Origin of the sequence: Chitinophaga sp., assembly GCF_017745275.1 — a bacterium.
Lineage (GTDB): Bacteria > Bacteroidota > Bacteroidia > Chitinophagales > Chitinophagaceae > Chitinophaga.
The window spans coordinates 639,475-662,072 of record NZ_JAGHZS010000001.1 but is presented as its reverse complement, the minus strand read 5'-3'; the positions used below and the strand labels follow the sequence as shown (position 1 = coordinate 662,072).

The 22,598-nt window shown below is 46.2% G+C and carries 12 protein-coding genes; all 12 read left to right on the top strand.

What is annotated here, in order from left to right:
* Positions 1-107 precede the first annotated feature (107 nt).
* Positions 108-3,476, top strand: coding sequence for a TonB-dependent receptor (locus tag J7623_RS02495; protein WP_291916797.1), 3,369 nt, complete (start codon positions 108-110; stop codon positions 3,474-3,476).
* A 21-nt stretch (positions 3,477-3,497) separates the two neighbouring features.
* Positions 3,498-5,063, top strand: coding sequence for a RagB/SusD family nutrient uptake outer membrane protein (locus J7623_RS02490; protein WP_291916794.1), 1,566 nt, complete (start codon positions 3,498-3,500; stop codon positions 5,061-5,063).
* Between the two features lie 204 nt (positions 5,064-5,267).
* Entirely contained in the window at positions 5,268-5,840 is a 573-nt protein-coding gene (locus J7623_RS02485) for a sigma-70 family RNA polymerase sigma factor (RefSeq protein ID WP_291916792.1), read from the top strand.
* 52 nt (positions 5,841-5,892) lie between these two features.
* Positions 5,893-7,023 carry a FecR domain-containing protein gene (locus J7623_RS02480; protein WP_291916790.1) on the top strand — a complete coding sequence of 377 codons (1,131 nt, stop codon included), beginning with the start codon at positions 5,893-5,895 and terminating at the stop codon, positions 7,021-7,023.
* A 91-nt stretch (positions 7,024-7,114) separates the two neighbouring features.
* The gene (locus J7623_RS02475; protein WP_291916787.1) at positions 7,115-10,387 is read left to right on the top strand and encodes a SusC/RagA family TonB-linked outer membrane protein; all 3,273 of its coding nucleotides are present in this window, start codon (positions 7,115-7,117) and stop codon (positions 10,385-10,387) included.
* Positions 10,388-10,398: 11 nt separating this feature from the next.
* The gene (locus J7623_RS02470) at positions 10,399-11,814 is read left to right on the top strand and encodes a RagB/SusD family nutrient uptake outer membrane protein (protein ID WP_291916785.1); all 1,416 of its coding nucleotides are present in this window, start codon (positions 10,399-10,401) and stop codon (positions 11,812-11,814) included.
* 6 nt (positions 11,815-11,820) lie between these two features.
* On the top strand, positions 11,821-12,921 hold the full coding sequence (locus tag J7623_RS02465) for a TlpA disulfide reductase family protein (protein WP_291916783.1): 1,101 nt from the start codon (positions 11,821-11,823) through the stop codon (positions 12,919-12,921).
* A gap of 130 nt (positions 12,922-13,051) precedes the next feature.
* Positions 13,052-13,618 (top strand): RNA polymerase sigma-70 factor, encoded by a 567-nt coding sequence (locus tag J7623_RS02460; protein WP_291916780.1) that lies wholly within the window; start codon positions 13,052-13,054, stop codon positions 13,616-13,618.
* 66 nt (positions 13,619-13,684) lie between these two features.
* Entirely contained in the window at positions 13,685-14,710 is a 1,026-nt protein-coding gene (locus J7623_RS02455) for a FecR domain-containing protein (RefSeq protein ID WP_291916779.1), read from the top strand.
* A 234-nt stretch (positions 14,711-14,944) separates the two neighbouring features.
* A complete protein-coding gene (locus J7623_RS02450; protein WP_291916777.1) occupies positions 14,945-18,163 on the top strand; it encodes a TonB-dependent receptor in 3,219 nt (1,072 codons plus the stop codon).
* A 5-nt stretch (positions 18,164-18,168) separates the two neighbouring features.
* Positions 18,169-19,800: a RagB/SusD family nutrient uptake outer membrane protein gene (locus J7623_RS02445; protein WP_291916774.1), complete on the top strand. Its 1,632-nt coding sequence runs from the start codon at positions 18,169-18,171 to the stop codon at positions 19,798-19,800.
* 143 nt (positions 19,801-19,943) lie between these two features.
* A complete protein-coding gene (locus tag J7623_RS02440) occupies positions 19,944-22,595 on the top strand; it encodes a GH116 family glycosyl-hydrolase (RefSeq protein ID WP_291916772.1) in 2,652 nt (883 codons plus the stop codon).
* Positions 22,596-22,598 lie beyond the last annotated feature (3 nt).

The window sequence follows — 22,598 nt, the reverse complement described above, 5'->3', positions numbered from 1 at the left end:
AGAACTATTTTACAAGAATTCCCAAACACTACAAAAGTATGCAATTAAACTTATGTGGTATAATTTCCTGTACCCGGAAATTAGTATCAACCAAAATGTTCTGCGTTATGAAAATGACCGCCTTTTTGCTACTCACAGCATGCCTGCATATCAGCGCAAAAGGATTGTCGCAGCAGATCACTCTCTCAGAAAAAAATGCTCCGTTAAAGAAAGTACTGAAGGAAGTGGCGCGACAAGCAGGGATCTCTGTGGTGTATGATGAAACCCTGTTATCTTCTTTCGCAAACGTGAATGTAAATGTTGCCAATGTATCGGTAAAGGAAGCATTAGACGTTTGCCTGAGAAATAAGCCATTGGCCTACGTAATAGAAGGCAACCGTATTACATTGGTGAATGTATTTCCGGAGAAAGGTGCTGCAGATTCCATTATCACCGTTACCGGTAAAGTGGTCAACGAATCAGGAGAACCTATTCCCGGCGCTACCATCCGGTTACAAAATTCCGGTGCCGGTACTGCAGCAGATGCTGAGGGAAGGTTTAGCCTCAGAGTACCCAATAACAAAAGTGTGTTGCTGATATCTTTTATTGGCTATGATACGAAAAGCGTATCTGCTTCCGGCAGCCCGCTGCATATACAGTTGAAGCCTGCTAACACAGCGCTCACAGAAACAGTGGTAGTAGGTTATGGTATTCAGAAAAAAAGCGTGGTGACGGGCGCTATCTCCAGTGTTCGTTCAGCGGATATAGAGTCACAGCCGGTAACCCGCATTGAGCAGGTGTTACAGGGCCGCACTTCCGGGTTAACCATTGCCGCCAGTTCCGGCCAGCCGGGCTCTAATTCAGCAGTGAGGGTAAGAGGTATCACTTCTTTCAATAATAACAATCCATTATGGGTAGTAGATGGTGTGGTAGTAGATAATGGAGGGATCGGTTACCTGAATCAATATGATATAGAATCCGTAGAAGTGTTAAAGGACGCGGCTTCACAGGCTATTTATGGTGCACGTGCAGCCGCTGGGGTTATCCTGGTGACTACCAAAAAAGGGAAGACAGGAAAAATTACGGTGAACTATAACGGTTACTATGGCACTTCTGCTCCGGCACATAAACTGAAACTGCTGGATGCCACACAATATGCTACACTGAGAAACGAAGCAGTTACCAACGATGGCGGTACGCCGGTGTTTGCGGACCCTAAAACATTTGGTAAGGGTACCGACTGGCAGGCGCAGATTTTTAACAATAATGCCGCCCGTCAAAATCATGAATTGAGTATCAGTGGTGGTAGTGAAAAATCTACTTTCTATACATCTTTCGGCTACCTGAAGCAGGAAGGTATTGTGGCTACCGCTATTTCCAAATATGAACGTGCCAACTTCCGGGTGAATACCACGCATAAAATTACGCCATGGCTGACCTGGGGCGAAAACGTAGGATATTCTTATGAAAAAACAATCGGCATCGGTAATACGAATAATGAGTTTGGCGGACCATTAAGTTCTGCTATTAACCTGGACCCTATTACGCCTGCTATTGTAACGGATCCGGCAGAAGCGGCACTGACCAAATATAAAAATGCGGGTGCCAGAAAAGATCCACAGGGACGCTTCTATGGCATCTCTGATATCGTAACACAGGAAATCACCAATCCACTGGCATATATTTCTACCAGGCTGGGTAATTATAACTGGGCACATAATGTGGTAGGTAATACCTACCTGGAAATGGAACCTGTGAAGGGTTTAAGATTCCGTTCTACCATCGGCGCAAAATTATCTTTCTCTGGAGATGAAACATTTACACCTATTTCTTTCCTGAATAGTGCCAGCGTTACCCCTCGTACCAGCTTTAAGCGTGGACAAAATCAGAACTACAACTTTAACCTGGAAAATACGGTGTCGTATACACGAAACTTTGGTCAGCACAATGTTACTTTGTTAGCTGGTCAGGGTGCGTATATGGAGAACCGCTCTAAATCTATCAACGTTACCTTCTACGATATTCCGGCAGAGACATTTGCGGATGCATCACTGAACTTTAAATCTTCTGCAGCCAACCGTATTTCAGATGGTAGCGAGGGAATAGAACATAAAGTATCCTCTCTCTTCGGCCGGTTGAATTATAACTACGGAGAGAAATACCTGGCGGAGGCGATTGTTCGCCGGGATGGTTCCACCCGTTTTGGCGCCAATAACCGTTATGGTATTTTCCCATCTTATTCCGTTGGTTGGGTAACTTCTAAAGAAGCATTCTGGCCAGAGAATAAAGTGGTAGACTTCCTGAAGTTCCGCGGTGGTTATGGTACTGTGGGTAGTGATGAAATTGGCGATATGGCCTACCTGGCTACTATTGGCAGTGGCAGGAACTATACTTTTGTTGGCGTAGATGGTAAGCCTAATTATGTAGTAGGCTACAGCCCTAATGCCCCTTCTAATCCCAATCTGAAATGGGAGTCTACCAGTCAGACCAACATTGGGTTTGAAGCTACTGTACTTCGTAATATTACCGTTGGATTTGATTGGTTTAATAAGAAAACCAAAGATATCCTGATGAAGCCCCGTATTCCTTTCTATATAGGCGCTATTGATAACCCTGCTGCCAATGTGGGTAGTATGGAAAACAGGGGCGTGGAGCTGGAACTGGGCTATCACGCTAAATTGGGTGAAGTAGATTTCTCTGCCAACGCTAATATTTCTCATCTGAAAAACAGGGTCACTTTCCTGGGTAATGGCGTAGATATATTGAGCGACAAAGTGCAGAATTTCCAGGGAATGAATGATATCGTGAGAACAACAGTGGGACAGGCTTTCAACTCCTTTTACGGATACCAGTCGTTAGGTATTTTCCAGAACCAGGGAGAAGTAGATGCATGGGTAAACAAAAGTGGTGGAAAAATCCAACCGGATGCCAAGCCAGGTGATTTCCGCTGGGAAGATCTGAATGGCGATGGTGTGATCACAGACAAGGACCGCAAGTTTATTGGTAACCCAACGCCTACCTGGACCTATGGTGCTACGGTAAGTGCAGCCTACAAGGGATTTGATGTGATTATATTCGGACAGGGTGCGGGTGGTAATAAAATTTTCCAGGGCCTGCGCCGCCTGGATATTTCTACAGCCAACTGGCAAACCAAGGCATTGGATCGCTGGACAGGCGAAGGTTCCAGCAACACCGTGCCACGTTTGAGTATAGCAGATAAAAATCATAACTATACCAATGCTTCCGCTTTCTACCTGGAAGATGGCAGCTACTTCAGAATTAAAACCCTGCAGATCGGTTACTCTCTGCCAGGTACTGTTACCAGGAAAATAGGCTTACAGAAAATACGGGTATACGTGATGAGCGAAAACCTGCTGACCATTACCAAATACACTGGTTATGATCCGGAGATAGGCGGTACTGATGCGTTGAGCATCGACCGTGGTATTTATCCACAGGCGCGTTCCTTCATGGGTGGTTTGAATGTTACTTTCTGATAATTTTAAAGCTGATCAAAAATGAAAAGAAAAAATTTCAAATATATAGTGGCAATTGCCACAGGCATGCAGTTAATGAGCGCATGTAGCAATAAATTCCTCGATGTATCACCAAAAGGAAGTTTCCTGGAAACTAACTATTACAAAAACCAGCAGGAAGCGTTTAACGGGCTGGTAGCGGTCTACGATGTAGTGGGCTGGCAGGCGGGCAACTACACCACTAAAGTAGGCGCCATGGATGCGGCTTCCGATGATCATTGGACTGGTGGAGGAAATGCCACGGATATCAATGTATTCCAGGTGTTAACACGTTTTACCGTTACCCCGGCGTTTGGGCCACAGGACGAATTATGGAAGAAAGGCTTTTCAGGTATATTCCGTGCCAATACATTGCTGGCGAAACTGCCAGGTGTACCGATGGATGATAACCTGAAGAAACGGTATGCCGCAGAAACAAAGATACTCCGCGCGCATTTTTATTTTGACCTGGTGCGCCTGTTTAAAGATCTTCCCCTATTTACAGCGCCGGTGCCGGCAGATCAGATGAACAATGTGGTACAGGTAGCGCCGGAAGAAGTGTATAAACAGATTGAACAGGATTTGAAAGACGCTATTGCAGAAAGCAATTTGCCGGATGTGCCTCCGCGTTTGGGAGAAGGTGGTCGTGTAGGCAAAGGGGTGGCACACGCGTTGTTGGGCAAGGTGTATTTATATGAGAAGAAATGGACAGAAGCCGCTGCTGAGTTCAAAGAAGTAAATGGAGAAACACCTGGTCAGCCCAGTGCAAAATATAATTACAACCTGGTGAAGGATTTTGCATCGCTGTGGAAATCAGATGATGCGAGCAAATTTAACAGTGAATCTATTTTCGAGGTATCCTTCAACTCTATTTCCGGTGGTAACTGGACAGACGGGGTGGCTAAAACAGAAGGTAATATCCTGAATATCCTGTGTGGGCCAAGGTCTTATGCCAAAACAGCACCGGATGCTCCTGATTATGTGTCAGGATGGGGATTCCTGCTTGTCAGCAAAGAGTTGTATGCGGCTATTCACTACGATCCCCGTTTTGCTGCCACCGTATTGGATATGGATAGCCTGGTGAAGGCAAAGAAAGTATCTTATTCTCCCAGTTTCGATAACACGGGTTACTTCCTGAATAAATTTGCCGGCAGAGAATCCAATGCCTCTACCAGTGGAGGAGAAATGGTATTGAATTTTCCGCAGAACCTGTATGAAATCCGTTTGGCAGATACTTACCTGATGGAAGCCGAAGCACGAGTGAATGCTGGTGAAGGCAGCGGTGCCGGTACCCGCGCTTATGTATTGCTGAATGCAGTAAGGGCGCGCGTTGGATTAGGACCTATTCCTGCCACCTTTGATAATATTTTCCTGGAAAGAAGACTTGAACTGGCTGGAGAAGGGCATCGTTTCTTTGACCTGGTGAGAACCGGCAAAGCGGCCGCCACTTTTGCACCTATTCAGCCTAAGCGGAACTTTGTTCAAGGCAAAAATGAGATATTACCTATTCCTCAACTGGAGCTGGTGAACACTAAGCTTAAACAAAGTAAAGAATGGGCATCCCAATAGGAAAGCATAAAGCATAAAGCTGAAAGCAAAAAGCTATTGTAGCGAATGAACAACGAAATTTAATCCTGTATACAGACATAAAATTTCGTTGTTCATTCGCTACAATAGCTTTTTGCTTTCAGCTTTGTGCTTTATGCTCTTGTATCCTGGTTCCTTTTTTACTACATTTATCCTGCAAAACCAACCAACCAGTGTATTCAGGATGTGGAGCCAGTCATGGAGGAACAGCAGGACATATTATTGTTACAGCAGTTAAATACGGGGGATAAATCGGCGTACGACGCTATTTTCCTGAAGTATTACCGGATGCTATGTACTAATGCGTATTTTCTTTTACAGGATGAACAGCAGGCCAAAGATTTGGTGCAGCAATTTTTCCTGGAAATGTGGGATAAGCAATTGTACCGGCAATTGCATGGGGAAATAAAGGGATATCTTTTCCGTGCAGTGCAGCACCGATGCCTTAATTTACTGAAGAAACAAGCTTATCAACAACGGGAGCTGGAAGCGTATGGACTGCAACTGGAGCGGGATATGATCCCGGAAACCCGCTCTCCCGAAATATATCAGCAGGTAATACATGTCATGCGTGAGCTGCCGGTACAACGGCAACAGGCTTTTCGTTTGGTATATCTGCAACAGAAAAAGTACCAGGAAGCAGCGGATGATATGAGTATTTCCGTTAATTCGTTAAAAACACATTTGAAGCTGGCATTAAAATTTTTGCGGGAAAAGATAAAAATTAGCGAAAAGGATTCACCCGATAGCAACATTTAATTGTAGTATAACTGTAATGGCCACGAGTAGCGAACACATACGGATTTTGTTCATGGAACAACTTACCGGCACCTTGTCCGAATCTGATTCGGAGGAGCTGGCCCACCTGTTGGCTACAAATGCCGCTGCGCGCGAGATATGGGCCTCTTTGGAGGAAGCAGCAGCAGTGTTGGATGCTACTACTTTTGCACAAGAGCTGGATCCTGCAGCTGAGCTGGCGCGTTTACATGCCATACAAGAAACGGCTGTACCAGTAGCCAGGGTATCCCTGCTGCACCGCTATCGTTGGCTGATCCGTGTGGCAGCAGCGGTGTTGTTGCTGCTGGCGGCAACGGGACTTTATCACCTGTTGAAGCCGGTGCGGGTAATGGTGCCACTGGCAGCGGAGCATCCCTATACGCCTGCAAAACCACAAGCCGTACAACTGCTGATAGCCGGCCAAACAGCCCTTGCTTTAACCGGCGATAGTGCCATTCAACAATTGCAGTCCGGTGGTGTGCAATTACAAAATAGTAAGAATGGACTGGCTTATACGGGCAATGGCAACGACGCCATGAATACCCTGTTAGTGCCTGCTGCAGCGGACTACCGGCTTACATTATCTGATGGTACGGAAGTATGGCTGAATGCAGCTACCCGCTTACGTTTTCCTTTTACATTTTCCGGAGGGCAGCGCGAAGTATACGTGGAAGGGGAGGCGTATTTTAAGGTCGCTAAAAACAGTGACCAGCCATTTGTAGTACACACGCCACATACAACGGTGCAGGTATTGGGAACAGCTTTTAATATCAACACTTATAGCACACATGAAACTACCTCGCTGGTGGAAGGCGCAGTGATTGTAACAGGCGCCGATCATAAAAAAGTACCGTTAAGACCCGGTACGGAGGCCGTGTCTAACGGCGATGCACCATTGACGATACAAGGATTTGATGAAGGAGAAGTACTGAGCTGGATGAAAGGAATCAGTTATTTTCATCATACTACATTACAGGATATGCAGCCATTACTGCAAAGATGGTTTGATATAAAAGTAGTGTTTGATCAGCCGGAGGTGGCCAATACATCGGTTACCGGCATGGTAGAAAAAAATAAGTTGCCTGAATTTTTACAGGACCTGCAAACATCTACGCACTTACATTATTATTTTAGTGGCAACCAGCTACATTTTAGCCGGCCTTAAAAAAAGTTTGTTACTACCGTTCACCCGAAGCATCTGTTCATTTGTAGTTAATCCGATGACGATTATTTCGGATTAAACCAAAATCTATTTTATGGGAAGAAACTCACTGCGGAGAAGGCTCCGGCAGTCGTTGGCAGTTGGTAGTATCACTGCACTGCTTTCCGTTTTAGTATGCACTTCCGTAAATGCACAAACGGGCGAAAAAGTAAGAAGGGTCCATGTTTCAGGACAACAGCTAACTTTGGAAAGTATTTTTAAAACGATCAAAAACCAAACAGGGCTCACCGTTTTTTACGATAGCCGGTTGCTGGATGACCAGGACAAAGTAACACTTGATTTTAAAAATGGTACACTGGAAGAAGTATTGAATTATGTACTGGCCAACAGGAACATCAGCTATGAAATCAGGAGAAACCAGGTGATTGTATTAAACAGGAAAGCAGCAGATAATCATGCAGGTGCTGCTGCTTTTAGCTTATCCGGTACTGTAACAGATACCGAGGGCACACCGCTACCGGGAGTGACCATTAAGGTGAGTAACAGTAATGCCGGCACCAGTACGGGATCACAAGGTGAATATGTATTAGCCGGGATTTCGGAAGATGCTGCACTGGATGTTACCTACCTGGGCTGCGTACCACAACATATTGCCATTGGTAAAAGACCGGTGATTCATATCAGGTTATCACGCGCTACCAGCGTGCTGGATGAAACCGTGATCATGGGATATGGCACTACCACGAAGCGTTATAATACCGGTACTATCAGTCGTATTAACAGCGCCGTGTTTGAAGAGCAACCGGTAGGTAATCCGTTGCTGGCCTTGCAGGGCCGGGCACCAGGACTGGTGGTGACAGCTACCAGCGGAAAAGCAGGCGCAAATGTGGTGGTGCAAATCCGCGGACAAAATTCCATCGGGGAAAACAGTCCGTATGTAACCCGCAACGAACCATTATACATTGTGGATGGTGTTCCTTTTTTCTCGGTACCACTGAACCAGTTCGATGCGCTGGGCACGCCGGTACAAGGCTCCAGGAGCCCACTCAACAGTATCAGCCCGGATGATATTGCCAGTATAGAAATTTTGAAAGATGGAGATGCTACCGCCATTTATGGCTCAAAAGGTGCTAACGGTGTTATTCTCATTACTACAAAGAGAGCCCAACGAAATGGTAAGCTGGCCGTGAATGCCAATGTGTATGCAGGTGCCGGAAAAGTAACGCATATGCTGGATATGCTGAATACGGATCAATACCTTGCACTCAGAAAAGAAGCTTTCGCCAACGATAACATCCAACCCACTGCCGCTAATGCGCCCGACCTGGTTACCTATGACCAACATGCCTATACCGACTGGCAAAAATATTTGATTGGTGGAACTGCGCATGTATCCGATGCACAGGTGAGTTTAAGTGGCGGCGACAGCAAAAATCGTTTTATGCTGGGCAGCAACTATCATAAGGAAACGACGGTGAATCCCGGGGATGGCCGTGATCAGCGTATTGCCTTCAATGCTTCTTACGACTTCACTTCAGAAGATGCAAAATTCAACCTCGCCTTCGCAGCCAATTATACCAACGACGATGATAAAAACTTTTCAGGTGATTTAGCAAATCTGTATAATCTGCCTCCCAACTTCCCGTTATATAAAGCAGATGGAAAAATGAACTGGGATATGGGAAATAATCCGGCAGCTAAGTTGCTGCAGCGGTATAATAATAAAGCGGCTTATCTGAACAGCAACGTTACCATGCGTTACGCTATCCTGGATAATTTGCAGTTAAAGCTGAATTTGGGCTACAATCAGAACAGCATGGACCAGTACCTCGCTAATCCATTATCTTCCCTGGATCCCCGTTATTATAAACAATCTGTTGCCTATTTCGGAAACACGCAGCGAAAAGGTTTTATCATTGAACCACAGGTAGATTATCAGCTTAAGCTGGGAAGTGGTACCCTGAAAGCATTGGTAGGAGCCACCTGGCAGAAACGTACTTCTGATGGCTACTACATAACAGCTTCGGGTTATTCTTCTGAGGCAACGATGGGGTCTATGCAGGGCGCTACTTCATTGGTGGCTTCTTCTTCTTATGGTAATCCTAATGTGGGATATAATGATTATCGTTATCAGTCTATCTTCGGTCGTTTAACATATAACCTGCTGGGTAAGTATGTGGTAAATGGAACGGTGCGCAGGGATGGTTCTTCACGTTTTGCACCGGAAAACCGTTACGGTAATTTTGGCGCATTGGGGGCCGCCTGGATCTTCAGTGAGGAATCATTTGTAAAAGATCATTTGCCATTTTTAAGTTTTGGTAAACTGAGATCCAGCTACGGTATTACCGGTAATGATATGATTGGCGATTATGGTTATATGTCCAGCTGGACGGTGAGTGGCAACAGTTATAACGGTGTGAATACATTGGTGCCTTCCCGGTTGGCAAATTCCGGTTTTGGCTGGGAAAAGGTAGCAAAAGCTGATGTAGCGCTGGAAACAGGCTTCCTGCAAGACAAACTCCTGCTCAATATCAATTTTTACAATAACAGGACTACTAACCAGCTGGTGGGTTACAACCTGCCATTTTCGGCCGGGTTTACCTCCGTGCAATATAATTTGCCTGCCGTAACCCGTAACCAGGGCTGGGAGTTTGAAGTGAGTAGCACTAATTTATCCCGTAAGTCATTTAAATGGACAACTTCCTTTAATCTCACTATCCCGCAAAATAAACTGGTAAGTTATCCCGGGTTGGAAAGTTCTTCCTATCGTTATAATTACGCTATTGGTCAACCTTTACAGGTGTCAAAAGGGTATGAATTTACAGGAGTGGATCCTAAAACAGGCGCACCGCAATTTACCAGTATGGACTTCAATAAGAGAATAGTATTGGGTACCAGAACACCGGCATATTATGGTGGGTTACAAAACACGCTGCGATATAAGGACTGGCAGCTGGATATATTTGTTCAGTATAGTAAACAATCCGGGTTTAACTATTTCAACAATGCCTGGAATAATATAGGTGCATTGGGCAATTTTGATGTAACGGTGCTGGACCGGTGGAAGAATCCCGGGGATGCTACTAATATTCCCCGTGCCACTACGTATTCGCCGGTATGGTTCAACTATATGAATGCTACCCAAAACTGGGGAGATGCTTCCTTTATCCGTTTGAAAAATGTGTACCTGGCGTATAATATACCATCGGCGTGGAGATCCAGGTTAAGGCTGAGTAACTGCCGGATCTATCTGCAGGGACAAAATCTGCTCACCATTACCAACTACCTGGGCTTTGATCCGGAAACACAGGGCATTTTCCAGCCACCGTTGAAAATGTATACTGCCGGTATCCAGTTATCCTTATAAATGATTAAAACATGCGAAACGTGAACGTATATACGAAAAAAAATAGCCTGTTGGCAGTATTGCTGTTATGTTGTGTAACGATGGTGTCGTGCAAAAAATTCCTGGAGGCTGATCCTCCGACGGATGTTGTGCCGGCGGATCGTTTGTTTGCCAACGATGCAAATGCCTTGTCAGCCGTGTCCGGTGTCTACCAGGATATGATGGGCACCAGCTCAGCCCGTATTGCCAATGGTACATTGAGTGTATATAGTGGTTTATTGGCGGATGAAATATATAGTTTTAACAGTGCAGACCAGGAGTTCTTTACTAACCAGATTACTTTTCAGTCGTATTCAGCGGCAGAATATTTATGGCAGTATGGTTATGCTTCGCTATACCGTGTTAATGCTATTTTAAAGGGTCTGCAGGCGCCTAACGGTGTAAGCGCGGCTATGAATACCCAGTTGTTGGGTGAGTCCTATTTTCTGCGTGCCTTTATCTATTTTCAGCTGACCAATCTCTATGGCAAAATTCCTTTAACGGAGGCTACTGATTATCAGGCTAACAGCAGCCTGCCACGTGCAGAAGTGGCGGTGGTATACGATACCATTATCGCTAACCTGAAGCTGGCGGAAGGTTTGCTGCAGGCTGCCTATCCTACTTCCGGGAAAGTACGGCCTAATCGCTTTACTGCATCCGCTTTGCTGGCACGTGCTTATCTGTACCGGGGAAAATATGCGGAAGCTGCCGCCAAAGCAGGTGAGGTAATTGCCGGGCCGTACACCTTAGTAACAGATCTGAATAAAGTATTTCTGAAAGAAAGCGGGGAAGCCATCTGGGAATTGATGCCGGTACTCAACCGCGGTGTCAATACTTTTACCGGTAGTATGTTTATTCCGGATACAAGCAGTTCCTCTGCGCCAAAGTACGCATTGGATTCTGTATTGTCAGCCGCTTTTGAAGTAACAGACAAGCGGCTCGCCAGTTGGGTAGGTATTAAGAAATACAATGGTAAAACGTATCAGTATCCCGCCAAATACAAGGTCAGGGTTGGTAGTTCTACTGTACCTGAGAACGCCACTGAATATGAAATTGTGTTCAGGCTGGGTGAGCAGTACCTGATTCGTGCAGAAGCTAATGCGCAATTGGGAAATATGACGCCTGCCATTGCAGATGCAGACAGCATCCGCTCCCGTGCGGGACTGTCCTTGTTATCGCCGGTTATTACCAAAGATGCATTACTCAAGGCGATTGCCCAGGAGCGGAGAATAGAACTGTTTGCAGAATGGGGGCATCGCTGGTTTGACCTGATCCGTACCAACAAGGCAGATGAAGTATTGCGCGTATTGAAACCGACGTGGAAATCTACTGCCATCCTCTGGCCAATACCTCAATACGAATTAAATACGAACACCGCTATCCAGCAGAATGCTGGTTACACAAACTAACCGCACATGAAAAATTTAATGACCGCTACAGCGGCACTTTTATCTTTATCTGCCGTAACCCAGGCCCAGTCTGTTATTCGTGGCACCATTAAAAATGGTGAAAATGGTAAGGTGTATATTGATTATGACTATCATCAGAAACAAGTCAGGGATTCTGCCGACATTAAAAGCGGGCAGTTCTCCTTTTCTGTGAAAACTACCGGTACCAACCTGTATTACCTGCACACTGCCGGCAGTTCCTCTTTTCTTTCCATCATGCTGGAGAAAGATAAGGTAGCTACCATTGTATCCGCAGATAAGCAGTTGGCAAACGCAGTTGTGACGGCAGGGCCGGCACAACAGGACTGGGCAGCCTTTGACGGCGCCCTGAAAACATTGTATCCTGTTGCCGGACAGTTGAATGAAATGTACGATGCTTCCCGGAAAGCAAATGGCGGCAAAGCTGATTCGGCCACGGAAGCAAAAGTGAGTGCCGGCTTCAAGGCATTGGATGTAAAGGGCGACAGCATTGTAAAACACTACCTCACCACTAAACCGAATACGGTGCTGGAAGCCTACCTGGTAGGACGTTTCCACAGTGGGCCAGGCAGAGATAAAGAAGCGAAAGAATGGTATGATAAGATGGGACCTGTAGCAAAAGCTTCTTTGTTTGGCGAAAATATCCAGTCGTTCCTGGCCGTAGCGGCCAAAACAGCAGAGGGAAAAACAGCGCCGGCGTTTTCTATGAAAGACATAAATGGAAAAATGGTTTCACTGGCAGACTTCAAGGGTAAATATGTACTCATTGATTTCTGGGCCAGCTGGTGTGGTCCTTGCCGCGCTGAAAACCCCAATGTGGTCAAAGCTTTTGAAGCTTATAAAGCCAAAGGATTTACTATACTCGGTGTATCACTGGATGATAACGCAGAAAAGTGGAAAGCAGCTATTGACAAAGATCACCTTACCTGGACGCATGTATCGGACCTGAGTGGCTGGAAAAATCCGGTGGCGAAATTATACGGTGTAAGCGCCGTGCCTACCAATTTCCTGGTGGATCCCAGTGGAAAGATTATCGCCAGGAACCTGAGGGGAGCGGCATTGGAACAGAAGTTGAAAGAGGTATTCTAGTCTTTTTTGCAGCTCATAAGAAAAGCGGCGTTCTGTTGAAGAACGCCGCTTTTCTATATGGTGATGATTTTTTCACATTTCGTGACGTTGGTTTAACATGGAGGTACAACGTGCCTAAAGGTTGCCTATATTGCTTGTCACGCTCGTTATGATCAGCACCTGGCAGAAAAATATAGCATTGAACAATGACAGTAACGCTTTCAAGGCGCTATACCTGCACTTAATGCCCGGCTTATCAAAGTTTGCTCATTCTTTTGTGAAAGATGCGCTGGCAGCGGAAGACATTGTAGCGGATATTTTCGCAGCATTGTGGAGTAACCGGGCAGAACTCCTGAAAATAGATAATCTCCGTGTATATCTTTTTACCAGCGTACGGAATGCCTGTATGAATTACCTGCAGAAGCGCGACAGGATTACCTTTTATGCTTTTGAAGAAATGGAAGTGTTGCTGGAACCGCTGGGAACTATTAACCCGGAGCAGCAGTTGATTGCCGGTGAAATGACACAGGCCATGCAGGAAGCCATTGATAAATTACCCCCCAAATGCCGGTTGATTTTTAAGCTGGCAAAAGAGGAACGTTTGAAATATAAAGAAATAGCCGCCATCCTCAGTATTTCTGTCCGCACCATTGATAGCCAGTTGGCTATTGCCTTTCAGCGGATTCATGCGGCAGTGGATGCACATCTTGTAAAATAATTTTCTAATTCTTTTAGGTGATTTCCCCGGTTGTTTTGTCTTATGATCAGGACGAAGCAATTATCAATGCCCATTGAACGATACTGGATATTAACCGCACGCAAACTAAATGGTGAAGCTACTCCCGGCGAACTGGAGGAGCTGGAAGCCTTGTCTGCCGAGCATCCGGAAATAACCCCCACTGTGAATGCGCTGGAGCGGGTATGGCACCAGGAAGTGCCTATCGTGAGCGCCGACGAACAACAGCGTTTACTGGCCCTGCTGGAACAGCGGGTGCCTGAAATTGCCCCTGTACCGGTAGTCGTTCCGGTTCAACGCAGGCATAGCCGTTTTGCCTGGGCCGCAGGATTCCTGTTGTTAGCAGCCATAGGCAGCGGGCTGTTGTTTTATACGCATCAGCCACATGTTGCCGTGCATGAAGTAGTGGCTAACCGTGGTACCCGTAGCCAGGTGCGGCTGCCGGATGGTTCCGTAGTATGGCTGAATGCGGGTAGTAAGCTGGTGTACGACGACGATTACGGCACCCATGACCGTTTATTGCAGTTGGAAGGTGAAGCCTATTTCGATGTAGCGCAACAGGCGAATGTTCCTTTCGAGGTAAAAGTAAAAGGTGCTACGGTGAAAGTATTAGGCACCTCCTTCAACTTACGTGCTTATACCGATGAAGCGATGGTAGAAACCGCATTGATCAGCGGGAGTGTACAATTACAATTCGAGGAAGATGCAAAACCCCGGCAGGCATTGTTGAAACCAGGACAAAAACTGATATTGACCCGTCAGCCAGGTAATGGTTTTATTGCCTCCTGGCAGTCACTCCGGAGTAATAAGAAAGAAGATGTGAAAGAGATTGCATGGAAAGATAATACCCTTTCATTTAACAAAGAATCCTTTTCCAGCCTGGCTACGCGGCTGGAACGATGGTATAATATCACCGTAATATTTGAACAACCACGACTGAAACAACTGGAATTTACAGGGAGTATAAAGGGAGAAAAAATTCAGGAAGTAATGGATGTATTAAGCCGTACTTCCGGGCAGTTTAATTACCGTTATGATCAGACCAACAGTGTATTAAAGATTAGCAGTAAATGAGTTTCACCACCAAAATCAGGTATGTTATGCCACTAGTATAACCAACACAGTAGAATAAAAAAGGGGAGAATGATTGCGGCATTCCCCCCGGAAATTGTTCATCAGAAACAGACGTTCCTTGCTTGTAAGGACAGGGCGTCTATTGCCTCCACAATTCAACACAAACTTATGAAAAATGACTACAGGAAACAAAGGGTATTATACCACCCTTGTTTCCGCAAGTGTTTGCGAATTATGAAAATTACAGCAGTATTGATGATAGCAGCCCTCCTGCAGGTGCATGCATCAGTTGCCTTCTCGCAAAAGAAACTAAATGTGAATGTGAAGAATGTATCCCTTAAAGAGGTATTACAACTGATCATGACACAGTCGGATTACCGTTTGTTTTATAATGATAACAAGTTGCCCGAAAATAAAACGGTGAGCCTGAAGGTAAAGGATGCGTCGCTGGAAGACGTACTCCGAACCGTATTGGCCGGTACCGGCTTCGGCTTTGAAATACGTCCATCCGGTCTGGTGCTTATAGAGCCGGGGCCACAGTTGCAGGGATTGATCACGGTAACCGGTAAGGTCACCGATGGACAAGGTTTGCCGCTACCCGGTGTAACCATACTCAATAAAAACACGGGCAAGGGGGCACTCACAGATGAAAAAGGAAACTACACCCTGAGTACCCCGGATGATGCGGTACTGACTTTTTCCCTGATAGGGTTTACACCACAGGAGGTATCCGTGAATCATCGTACCACCATTAACATCGTATTACAAACATCTACCAGTAAACTGGATGAGCTGGTGGTAGTGGCTTATGGTACCCAGAAGAAGGCCAACCTGACCGGCTCTGTAGGTACAGTGAATGTGGCACAAGCCTTTAAATCCAGGCCGGTGACCAATACACAGGAGTTGCTGGCAGGAACAGTACCAGGTTTAAATATCAGCAAAGGTACTGGTGCCGTAGGTTCCGGCGCTGCCATTAATATCCGCGGAACATCTACCATCGGTAGCAGTTCCGGCGTACTGGTGCTGATAGATGGTATTCCCGGTAATATTTATACCCTTAACCCTAACGACATTGCCAATGTATCGGTATTGAAAGATGCAGCCAGTGCGGCGATCTACGGATCACGCGCAGCAAATGGAGTGATCCTGATCACCACTAAAAAAGGCGGTGCCGGTAAAGAACCGGTGATAGATATCTCTTCCAGCGTAGGTGTACAGCAACCACAATTCCGGCTCGATTTCGTAGGCGCCGCAGATTACATGAAGCTGTGGGATGAAGCACTGGTGAATGATGGGAAAGCACCGGTATACGGACAAAAAGGACAAGACGATTTAAAAGCCGGGAAACTGCCCGATAACAGGTGGTATAAAGATATCTACAAAAAAAATACCCTGATCAACAACAACTATGCGTCGATCTCCGGACAAAAAGATAATATCAGTTACCGCGTGTCTGGTTCTTATGATTACCAGGACGGTACGTTGCCGAACAATGATTACCGCCGCTATACAGTTAGACCTGATCTCTCCATCAAATTGAGGGATAACCTGTCCGTGTCCACGAATATTCAATACACCGAAACACAGCTCACTACACCACAGGGCGGCACCGATCTTTGGCAATCGCAGGCGGCGCGCATTGCTCCTATCTCTCCTGTAACAGCTGCTATGGGACAGTATGGCATTGGATCGTCTATGGCCGGTAATCCTATTGCCGCTGTAAATGAAGGCGGCATCAATAAAACGAAAGTGAAGGAGCTGATGGCCATCTTCGGTATTACTTATACGCCGCTGAAGAACTGGAACATTACCGGTAATTATGCAAAGTACAGTTATGACGACTGGATATCCAGCCGCTTAAATACCTACTACCTGTATGATGATAACGGCAATATTGCCGCTACTAAAAACCAGGTGAACAGCTTAAAGAACAGTACCAACTCAAGTTATCGTAATACCCTGCAATTCACTACGGATTATACGTACAGCCTGGAGCGCCATCACTTTAAAGGATTGCTGGGTTATTCACAGGAGTTGTATAACAGCAATAATTTTTATGCATCCAGGGATGGAATGCCATTTGCCGGCATCGATGTACTTGACATGGGTACCCTGAATAAGCAGAATGGTGGTACCGCCAGCGATGTAGCGATACAATCTGTATTTGGCCGTATCAATTATGATTACGACGGCAAATACCTGGTGGAAGCCAATCTGCGTGGTGACGGATCTTCCAGGTTTGCACCCGGACATCGCTGGGGTGTTTTCCCTTCGTTTTCTGCCGGATGGAATATGCACCGGGAAAGCTTTATCGCTGATCATTTTAACTGGATCACCGCATTGAAATTAAGGGCTTCCTGGGGCGTGTTGGGAGATGCAGAAAAAGTGGGCAGCTATGCTACTGCATCGATCCTCAACTTTGTACCTAATATTTATGGATTCAGTAATGCTATTGTACCAGGCGCATTTGTAGATACTGCAGTGAATAAAAATCTTTCCTGGGAAGAAGCCAAACTCGGTAACATTGGATTGGACGCCAGCTTCCTGGAAAATAAAGTTGGATTCACGGTGGATTACTTCATCAACAACCGCGATAAAATTCTATATCGTGCACCAGTATCATTGGAGTTTGGCATGAAAGCGCCATATACCAACCTGCTGGCTATGCGCAACCGCGGATTGGATGCATCGGTGTTTTATAACGACAGGCAGGGCGACTGGAACTGGGGCGCAACTGCCAATGTAAGCTTCTCTAAAAATCAAATTACAAACCTGGCAGGCACAGGGCCGTGGATTGATAATAACACCTATACCGCAGAAAACGGGCAATACCAATTGCCTTACGGCTTACAGGCCATTGGATTATTCCAGAGCGTCGATGAAATTGCAAAAAGTCCTAACCAGGGACCGAATGTTTTCCCCGGAAATATTAAATACAAAGATCAGAATGGAGATAACATCATTGATGGAAACGACCGGGTGATATTAAACACCAAAGTACCGGTGATGTATGCGTTGAATCTCAACCTGGGTTGGAGAGATTTTGATTTTTCCGCAAACATGTATGGTACGCTGAACACTTACCGCTATATGAGTGGTTTTGAAGGCTGGGCTTTTTATTTGTCACAGAATGCCCGCCCCATGCACCTGGATGCCTGGAGACCTGATAATCCCAATGCCAGCTATCCACGCTTGTCTATTCAGTACACGTCCAATGATACCAGGTATTCGAGCTATTGGCTGCGTAAATCAAACTTCCTGAAATTACAGAATGTACAACTGGGTTATACGTTGCCTAAAACGGTGTTGAACCAGTTGCGGATAAAATACCTGCGGGTATTTGTATCTGGTCAGAACCTCGCTACTTTCAGCGGCTACAAAGGGTTTGATCCGGAGGGTGGATATTATCCGCTGTCGAGAACATGGGCATTTGGTGTGAATTTAAAATTCTGATGATTATGAAAAAGATTTGCTTATTTATACTTGTAATAGCAGCGATGCTGCAAAGCTGTTCTAAATTTTTAGACAGGGCACCATTGGCATCTGCCACTTCAGATGCTTTCTGGAAAACCGCTACCGATGCGGAGCAGGGCGTGAATGCTTTATATGCTACCTTACCGGATAGCCGTGATTTCTGGCGGGATTGCAGTAGTGATAATTCTGTGATGACCAATGCCTGGGGTGAGGGTGGTATGGGATATATCTGCCAGGGTAGCCAGGCTGCCACGGATGCTTATATCAAGGAAGAGTGGCGGTACGACTATATCAGCCGTGCTTTAACAGCCATTGATCAGCTCTCTCAAATGACTATTGAGCCCACGAAGAAAAAGCAATACCTCGGAGAAGCCCGCTTTATACTGGCGTTGCGTTATTTTCGTATGGCGCAGCTCTATGGCGATATTCCGCTGATTAAAGAAAAGCCGCTGACACTGGAAAATGCGAATGTGGCTAAAAGTCCAAAGCAGGACGTGCTGGATTACGTAGTGACCAATGTAGACAGTGCCATTTCCTTCTTACCAGACACTTATACAGGGGCTAACACCGGGCGTATTAATAAAGCGGCAGCCATGATGCTGAGGGCCAACGTATACCTTTATATGGCCAGCTATAAACAGTTTCACGGCGGAGTAACTGATCCTTTGTTATGGAAAGAAGCTGCCAAATCGGCCCGGGATGTGGTCAATACCGGCGCCTACGGCCTTGAAAAAGATTATTCCTACCTGTTTACACATGAAGCTAACAATGCCAATAAGGAAGTGATCCTGGCTTTCCAGTATATTCAGAATGAAATCACCAATATGCTGCCGGTGCTGGCATTGCCTACCGGTTGCTCTATTACCGGTGAAGGTTGGGCGAGTTTTTGTCCTACCCGTGACCTCGTAGATTCTTATGAATGTACTGATGGTAAAAGCATACAAGCTTCTGCGAAATACGACAAGAATAATCCCTGGGAAAATCGCGACAGTCGCCTGAAAAAGACGTTCCTGTTACCGGGCGTACCATGTTTACGTCCTAATGGTAGCTATGCGCCGTATGAGCCGCATCCGGCGTATAATAAACCGGAGAAGATGAACAATGAAGGAGGAGGTTTAACGGGTTTTATGTATCTCAAATTTGCAGAGCCGGAGAATCCGAACCCCGAAAATGCCTACATGAATTTCCCGTTATATCGCTATGCAGAAACATTGTTGATATTGGCGGAAGCGTTGAATGAATATGATCCGGGCAACCAAATGATTGTGACGGCCATGAACCAGGTACGTGCCCGTGCCGGCTTGCCTGGTGTGGATGCGTTGCTGGGCAACCAGGCAGCAATGCGTGATAAAATCCGCGAAGAGCGCCGTCATGAATTTGTGGCGGAGCATAAGAGGTACTTCGATATTTTACGTTGGAAGACGGCTGAAATAGTATTGAATAAACCGGCCTATGGTATTAACCAGGATGAGAAAGCGCCTATCGGCGACTGGACACAACCGGCATTCAAAGCACAGGACAGAACGTTTAATCCGGCGAAGCATTACACCTGGCCTATTCCACAGGAGGCTATTGATAAAAATAAGAACCTGGTGCAAACAAGTGCATGGAAATAGCAGTTAGCTTTTAGCTTCTAGCTTTTAGCTTTTAGTAAATGCAGCAAAGACCAACATATTATCCTCTCCGCTGCATTTACTAAAAGCTAAAAGCTAAAAGCTAAAAGCTAGCTGCTAACTGCTCAACTTTAAAAACTACATCTATGGGAATCGAACGGAGAAAATTCTTACGAAACATTGGATTGACGGTGGCTGGCGCATTGACCGTACGTCTTCCGGTGGTGGGGCGCGCAATTGCGGACACCCCTCATTACCTGCTGAGCACCCGTCAGCCGGATGCCGCCTGGATAGCGTCGTTATATGAACGGGGTACTGTTACCACTTATCGCAAAAGCAAAAATGAATTGCAATATATCGGGATGCCGGTAGGCGGCATTATGTGCGGTACGGTATATCTGGGCGGCGACGGCCGTTTATGGTTATGGGATATTTTCAACAAAAACCAGGAAGGTATTGAACCTAAAACGGTTGATTTCCATGCCGACGTACTCAATGGTGGCAAGAAAGTCCGTTCCCGCGATGGCGCCTGCTATATTGCTCCGTCGAAGAATATTCGCCCGCTGGACCAGGGATTTGCGCTGCAGCTTACCTACAACAATCAAACTGTAATCCGCAAATTTGATGAAGAAAGCTGGCCGGAAATCACTTTTGAAGCTACTTACCCGATGGCAGTGATCCGTTATATTGATCCGGCGTTGCCTGTAGAAGTAACGCTCGAGGCTTTTTCTCCGTTCATTCCATTAAATGAAGATGACTCTGGTTTACCAGTGACCATCCTATCTTACAAAATTATTAATAAAGGAACTACACCGGTTACCGCTACTGTGCTGGGCTGGCTGGAAAACAAAACCGCTATCTATAGCGCCGGGGCTGATCATGAGCGAACCAATACCGTGGTGAAGGAAAAAGGCTGGCAGGGCGTACACGCTACTGTACGTGTGAAAAACGGCAGCAATGAGGAGTTCAGTAAATCATACGACTACGGTAACCTTTGCCTGGCGGCTTTTGGCACCAATGTACAAGTAAATCCGCTGTTATCACCGGGTGAATTATCCGCGGCTGACTTTAAAGCAGCATCTGTACAACCGGTGGTGAAGCCCGTGAATGAGAAACTGACCGGTAGCGTAGCTATTCAAAATAAGATACTACCGGGTAAGTCTATACGAAATGATTTCGCTATCAGTTGGTATACCCCGAATCTCTGGTTTAATGTAATCAAAGACACAGGACGTTACTATACCAATCACTTCAGCGATGCCGCAGCTGTGATGCGCTACGTGCAAAAAAACTACACCCGCTTATACCGTGAAAGCCGCTTGTGGAAAGATACCTGGTATGACGCCACGCTGCCCTGGTGGTTCATGGAGCGTACTTTCATGAACATCTCCACGCTGGCTACTACCACTGCACATCGTTTCCGCTCCGGCCGCTTCTATGCCTGGGAAGGCGTGGGCGCCTGCGAAGGCACCTGTACACACGTATGGCAATATGCACAGGCAGTAGGCCGCATTTTCCCTGCGCTGGAAAGAGATACCCGGCAACGGGTAGACCTCGGCATCGGGCAAATGCCAGATGGTGGTATCCTGTTCAGGGGAGAAGCGGAAAAGCGCCCTGCTATTGACGGACAAGCCGGAACTGTATTACGCATTTACCGCGAGCACCAGATGAGTAAAGACAGCAGCTTCCTGCAACGCAACTGGGCAAATATTAAAAAAGCATCGCTGTTTATTATTCACCAGGATCGCAACGGCGACGGTATGGAAGATACCCCGATGGAAAATACCCTCGATGCAGTATGGGATGGAGAAATTGCATGGATTGTAGGCTTGTGTATTGCCGCCGTAAAAGCCGCTGCATTGATGGCTACAGAAGTGAAGGATACAGAGTTTGCCACCATGTGTAATGACTATGTGGAGAAAGGAAGGCGCAATATGGAATCCCAGTTGTTCAACGGTGAATACTTTATTCATCAGCCTGATAAAGTAAAAGGACGCTCTGTGATCGGTTCGTATAATACTTGTCATATCGACCAGGTATACGGTCAGAGCTGGGCATTCCAGGTCGGTATGGACCGGGTGATTGACAAAGAGAAAACGATGTCAGCTTTAAGGGCGTTGTACAAATACAACTACAAGGCGGATGTGGGGCCATATATCGCAGCGCATCCGGGTGGCCGGCCTTATGCGCTGGCAGGTGAAGGCGGTATGATCCTGAACACCAATCCGCACAACGAGCAATATCCTTTCGGTGTGAAAGATGCGTGGCAATTAGGTTACTTCAATGAGTGTATGACAGGTTTTGAACACCAGGTAGCGTCGCATATGATGGCAGAAGGGATGACCGATGAAGCACTCACCCTTACCCGCGCGGTACACGACCGTTACCATGCGTTTAAGCGTAATCCGTTTAATGAAATAGAATGCAGTGACCACTATGCACGCGCCATGGCCAGCTATGGTACTTTTATCACGGCTACCGGTTTCCAATACCATGGCCCCAAAGGATACATTGCTTTTGCCCCTGCCATGAATAAGGAAAATTTCAAATCGCCGTTTGTTACTGCAGAAGGATGGGGTACTTATACACAAAAGAATGGTCATCATACCCTGCAGTTAAAGTATGGCAGCTTGTCGCTGCAAACATTGCGGTTTGCACATGCCGGCGTAAAGAAAGTAAGTATAGCTGGTCAGAAAACCCCGGTTACCTTTACCGAAGATAATGGATGGGTAACCATACAACTATCGGCCCCGGTACATTTACATGCCGGACAATCACTTCAAATTACAATCGCCTGATCT

Excerpts from the sequence above, each read along its gene's own strand:
- J7623_RS02495 (WP_291916797.1), top strand. The coding sequence starts at position 108 with ATGAAAATGACCGCCTTTTTGCTACTCACAGCATGCCTGCATATCAGC.
- J7623_RS02490 (WP_291916794.1), top strand. The coding sequence starts at position 3,498 with ATGAAAAGAAAAAATTTCAAATATATAGTGGCAATTGCCACAGGCATG.
- J7623_RS02480 (WP_291916790.1), top strand. The coding sequence starts at position 5,893 with ATGGAACAACTTACCGGCACCTTGTCCGAATCTGATTCGGAGGAGCTG.
- J7623_RS02475 (WP_291916787.1), top strand. The coding sequence starts at position 7,115 with ATGGGAAGAAACTCACTGCGGAGAAGGCTCCGGCAGTCGTTGGCAGTT.
- J7623_RS02470 (WP_291916785.1), top strand. The coding sequence starts at position 10,399 with ATGCGAAACGTGAACGTATATACGAAAAAAAATAGCCTGTTGGCAGTA.
- J7623_RS02465 (WP_291916783.1), top strand. The coding sequence starts at position 11,821 with ATGAAAAATTTAATGACCGCTACAGCGGCACTTTTATCTTTATCTGCC.
- J7623_RS02455 (WP_291916779.1), top strand. The coding sequence starts at position 13,685 with ATGCCCATTGAACGATACTGGATATTAACCGCACGCAAACTAAATGGT.
- J7623_RS02450 (WP_291916777.1), top strand. The coding sequence starts at position 14,945 with ATGAAAATTACAGCAGTATTGATGATAGCAGCCCTCCTGCAGGTGCAT.
- J7623_RS02445 (WP_291916774.1), top strand. The coding sequence starts at position 18,169 with ATGAAAAAGATTTGCTTATTTATACTTGTAATAGCAGCGATGCTGCAA.
- J7623_RS02440 (WP_291916772.1), top strand. The coding sequence starts at position 19,944 with ATGGGAATCGAACGGAGAAAATTCTTACGAAACATTGGATTGACGGTG.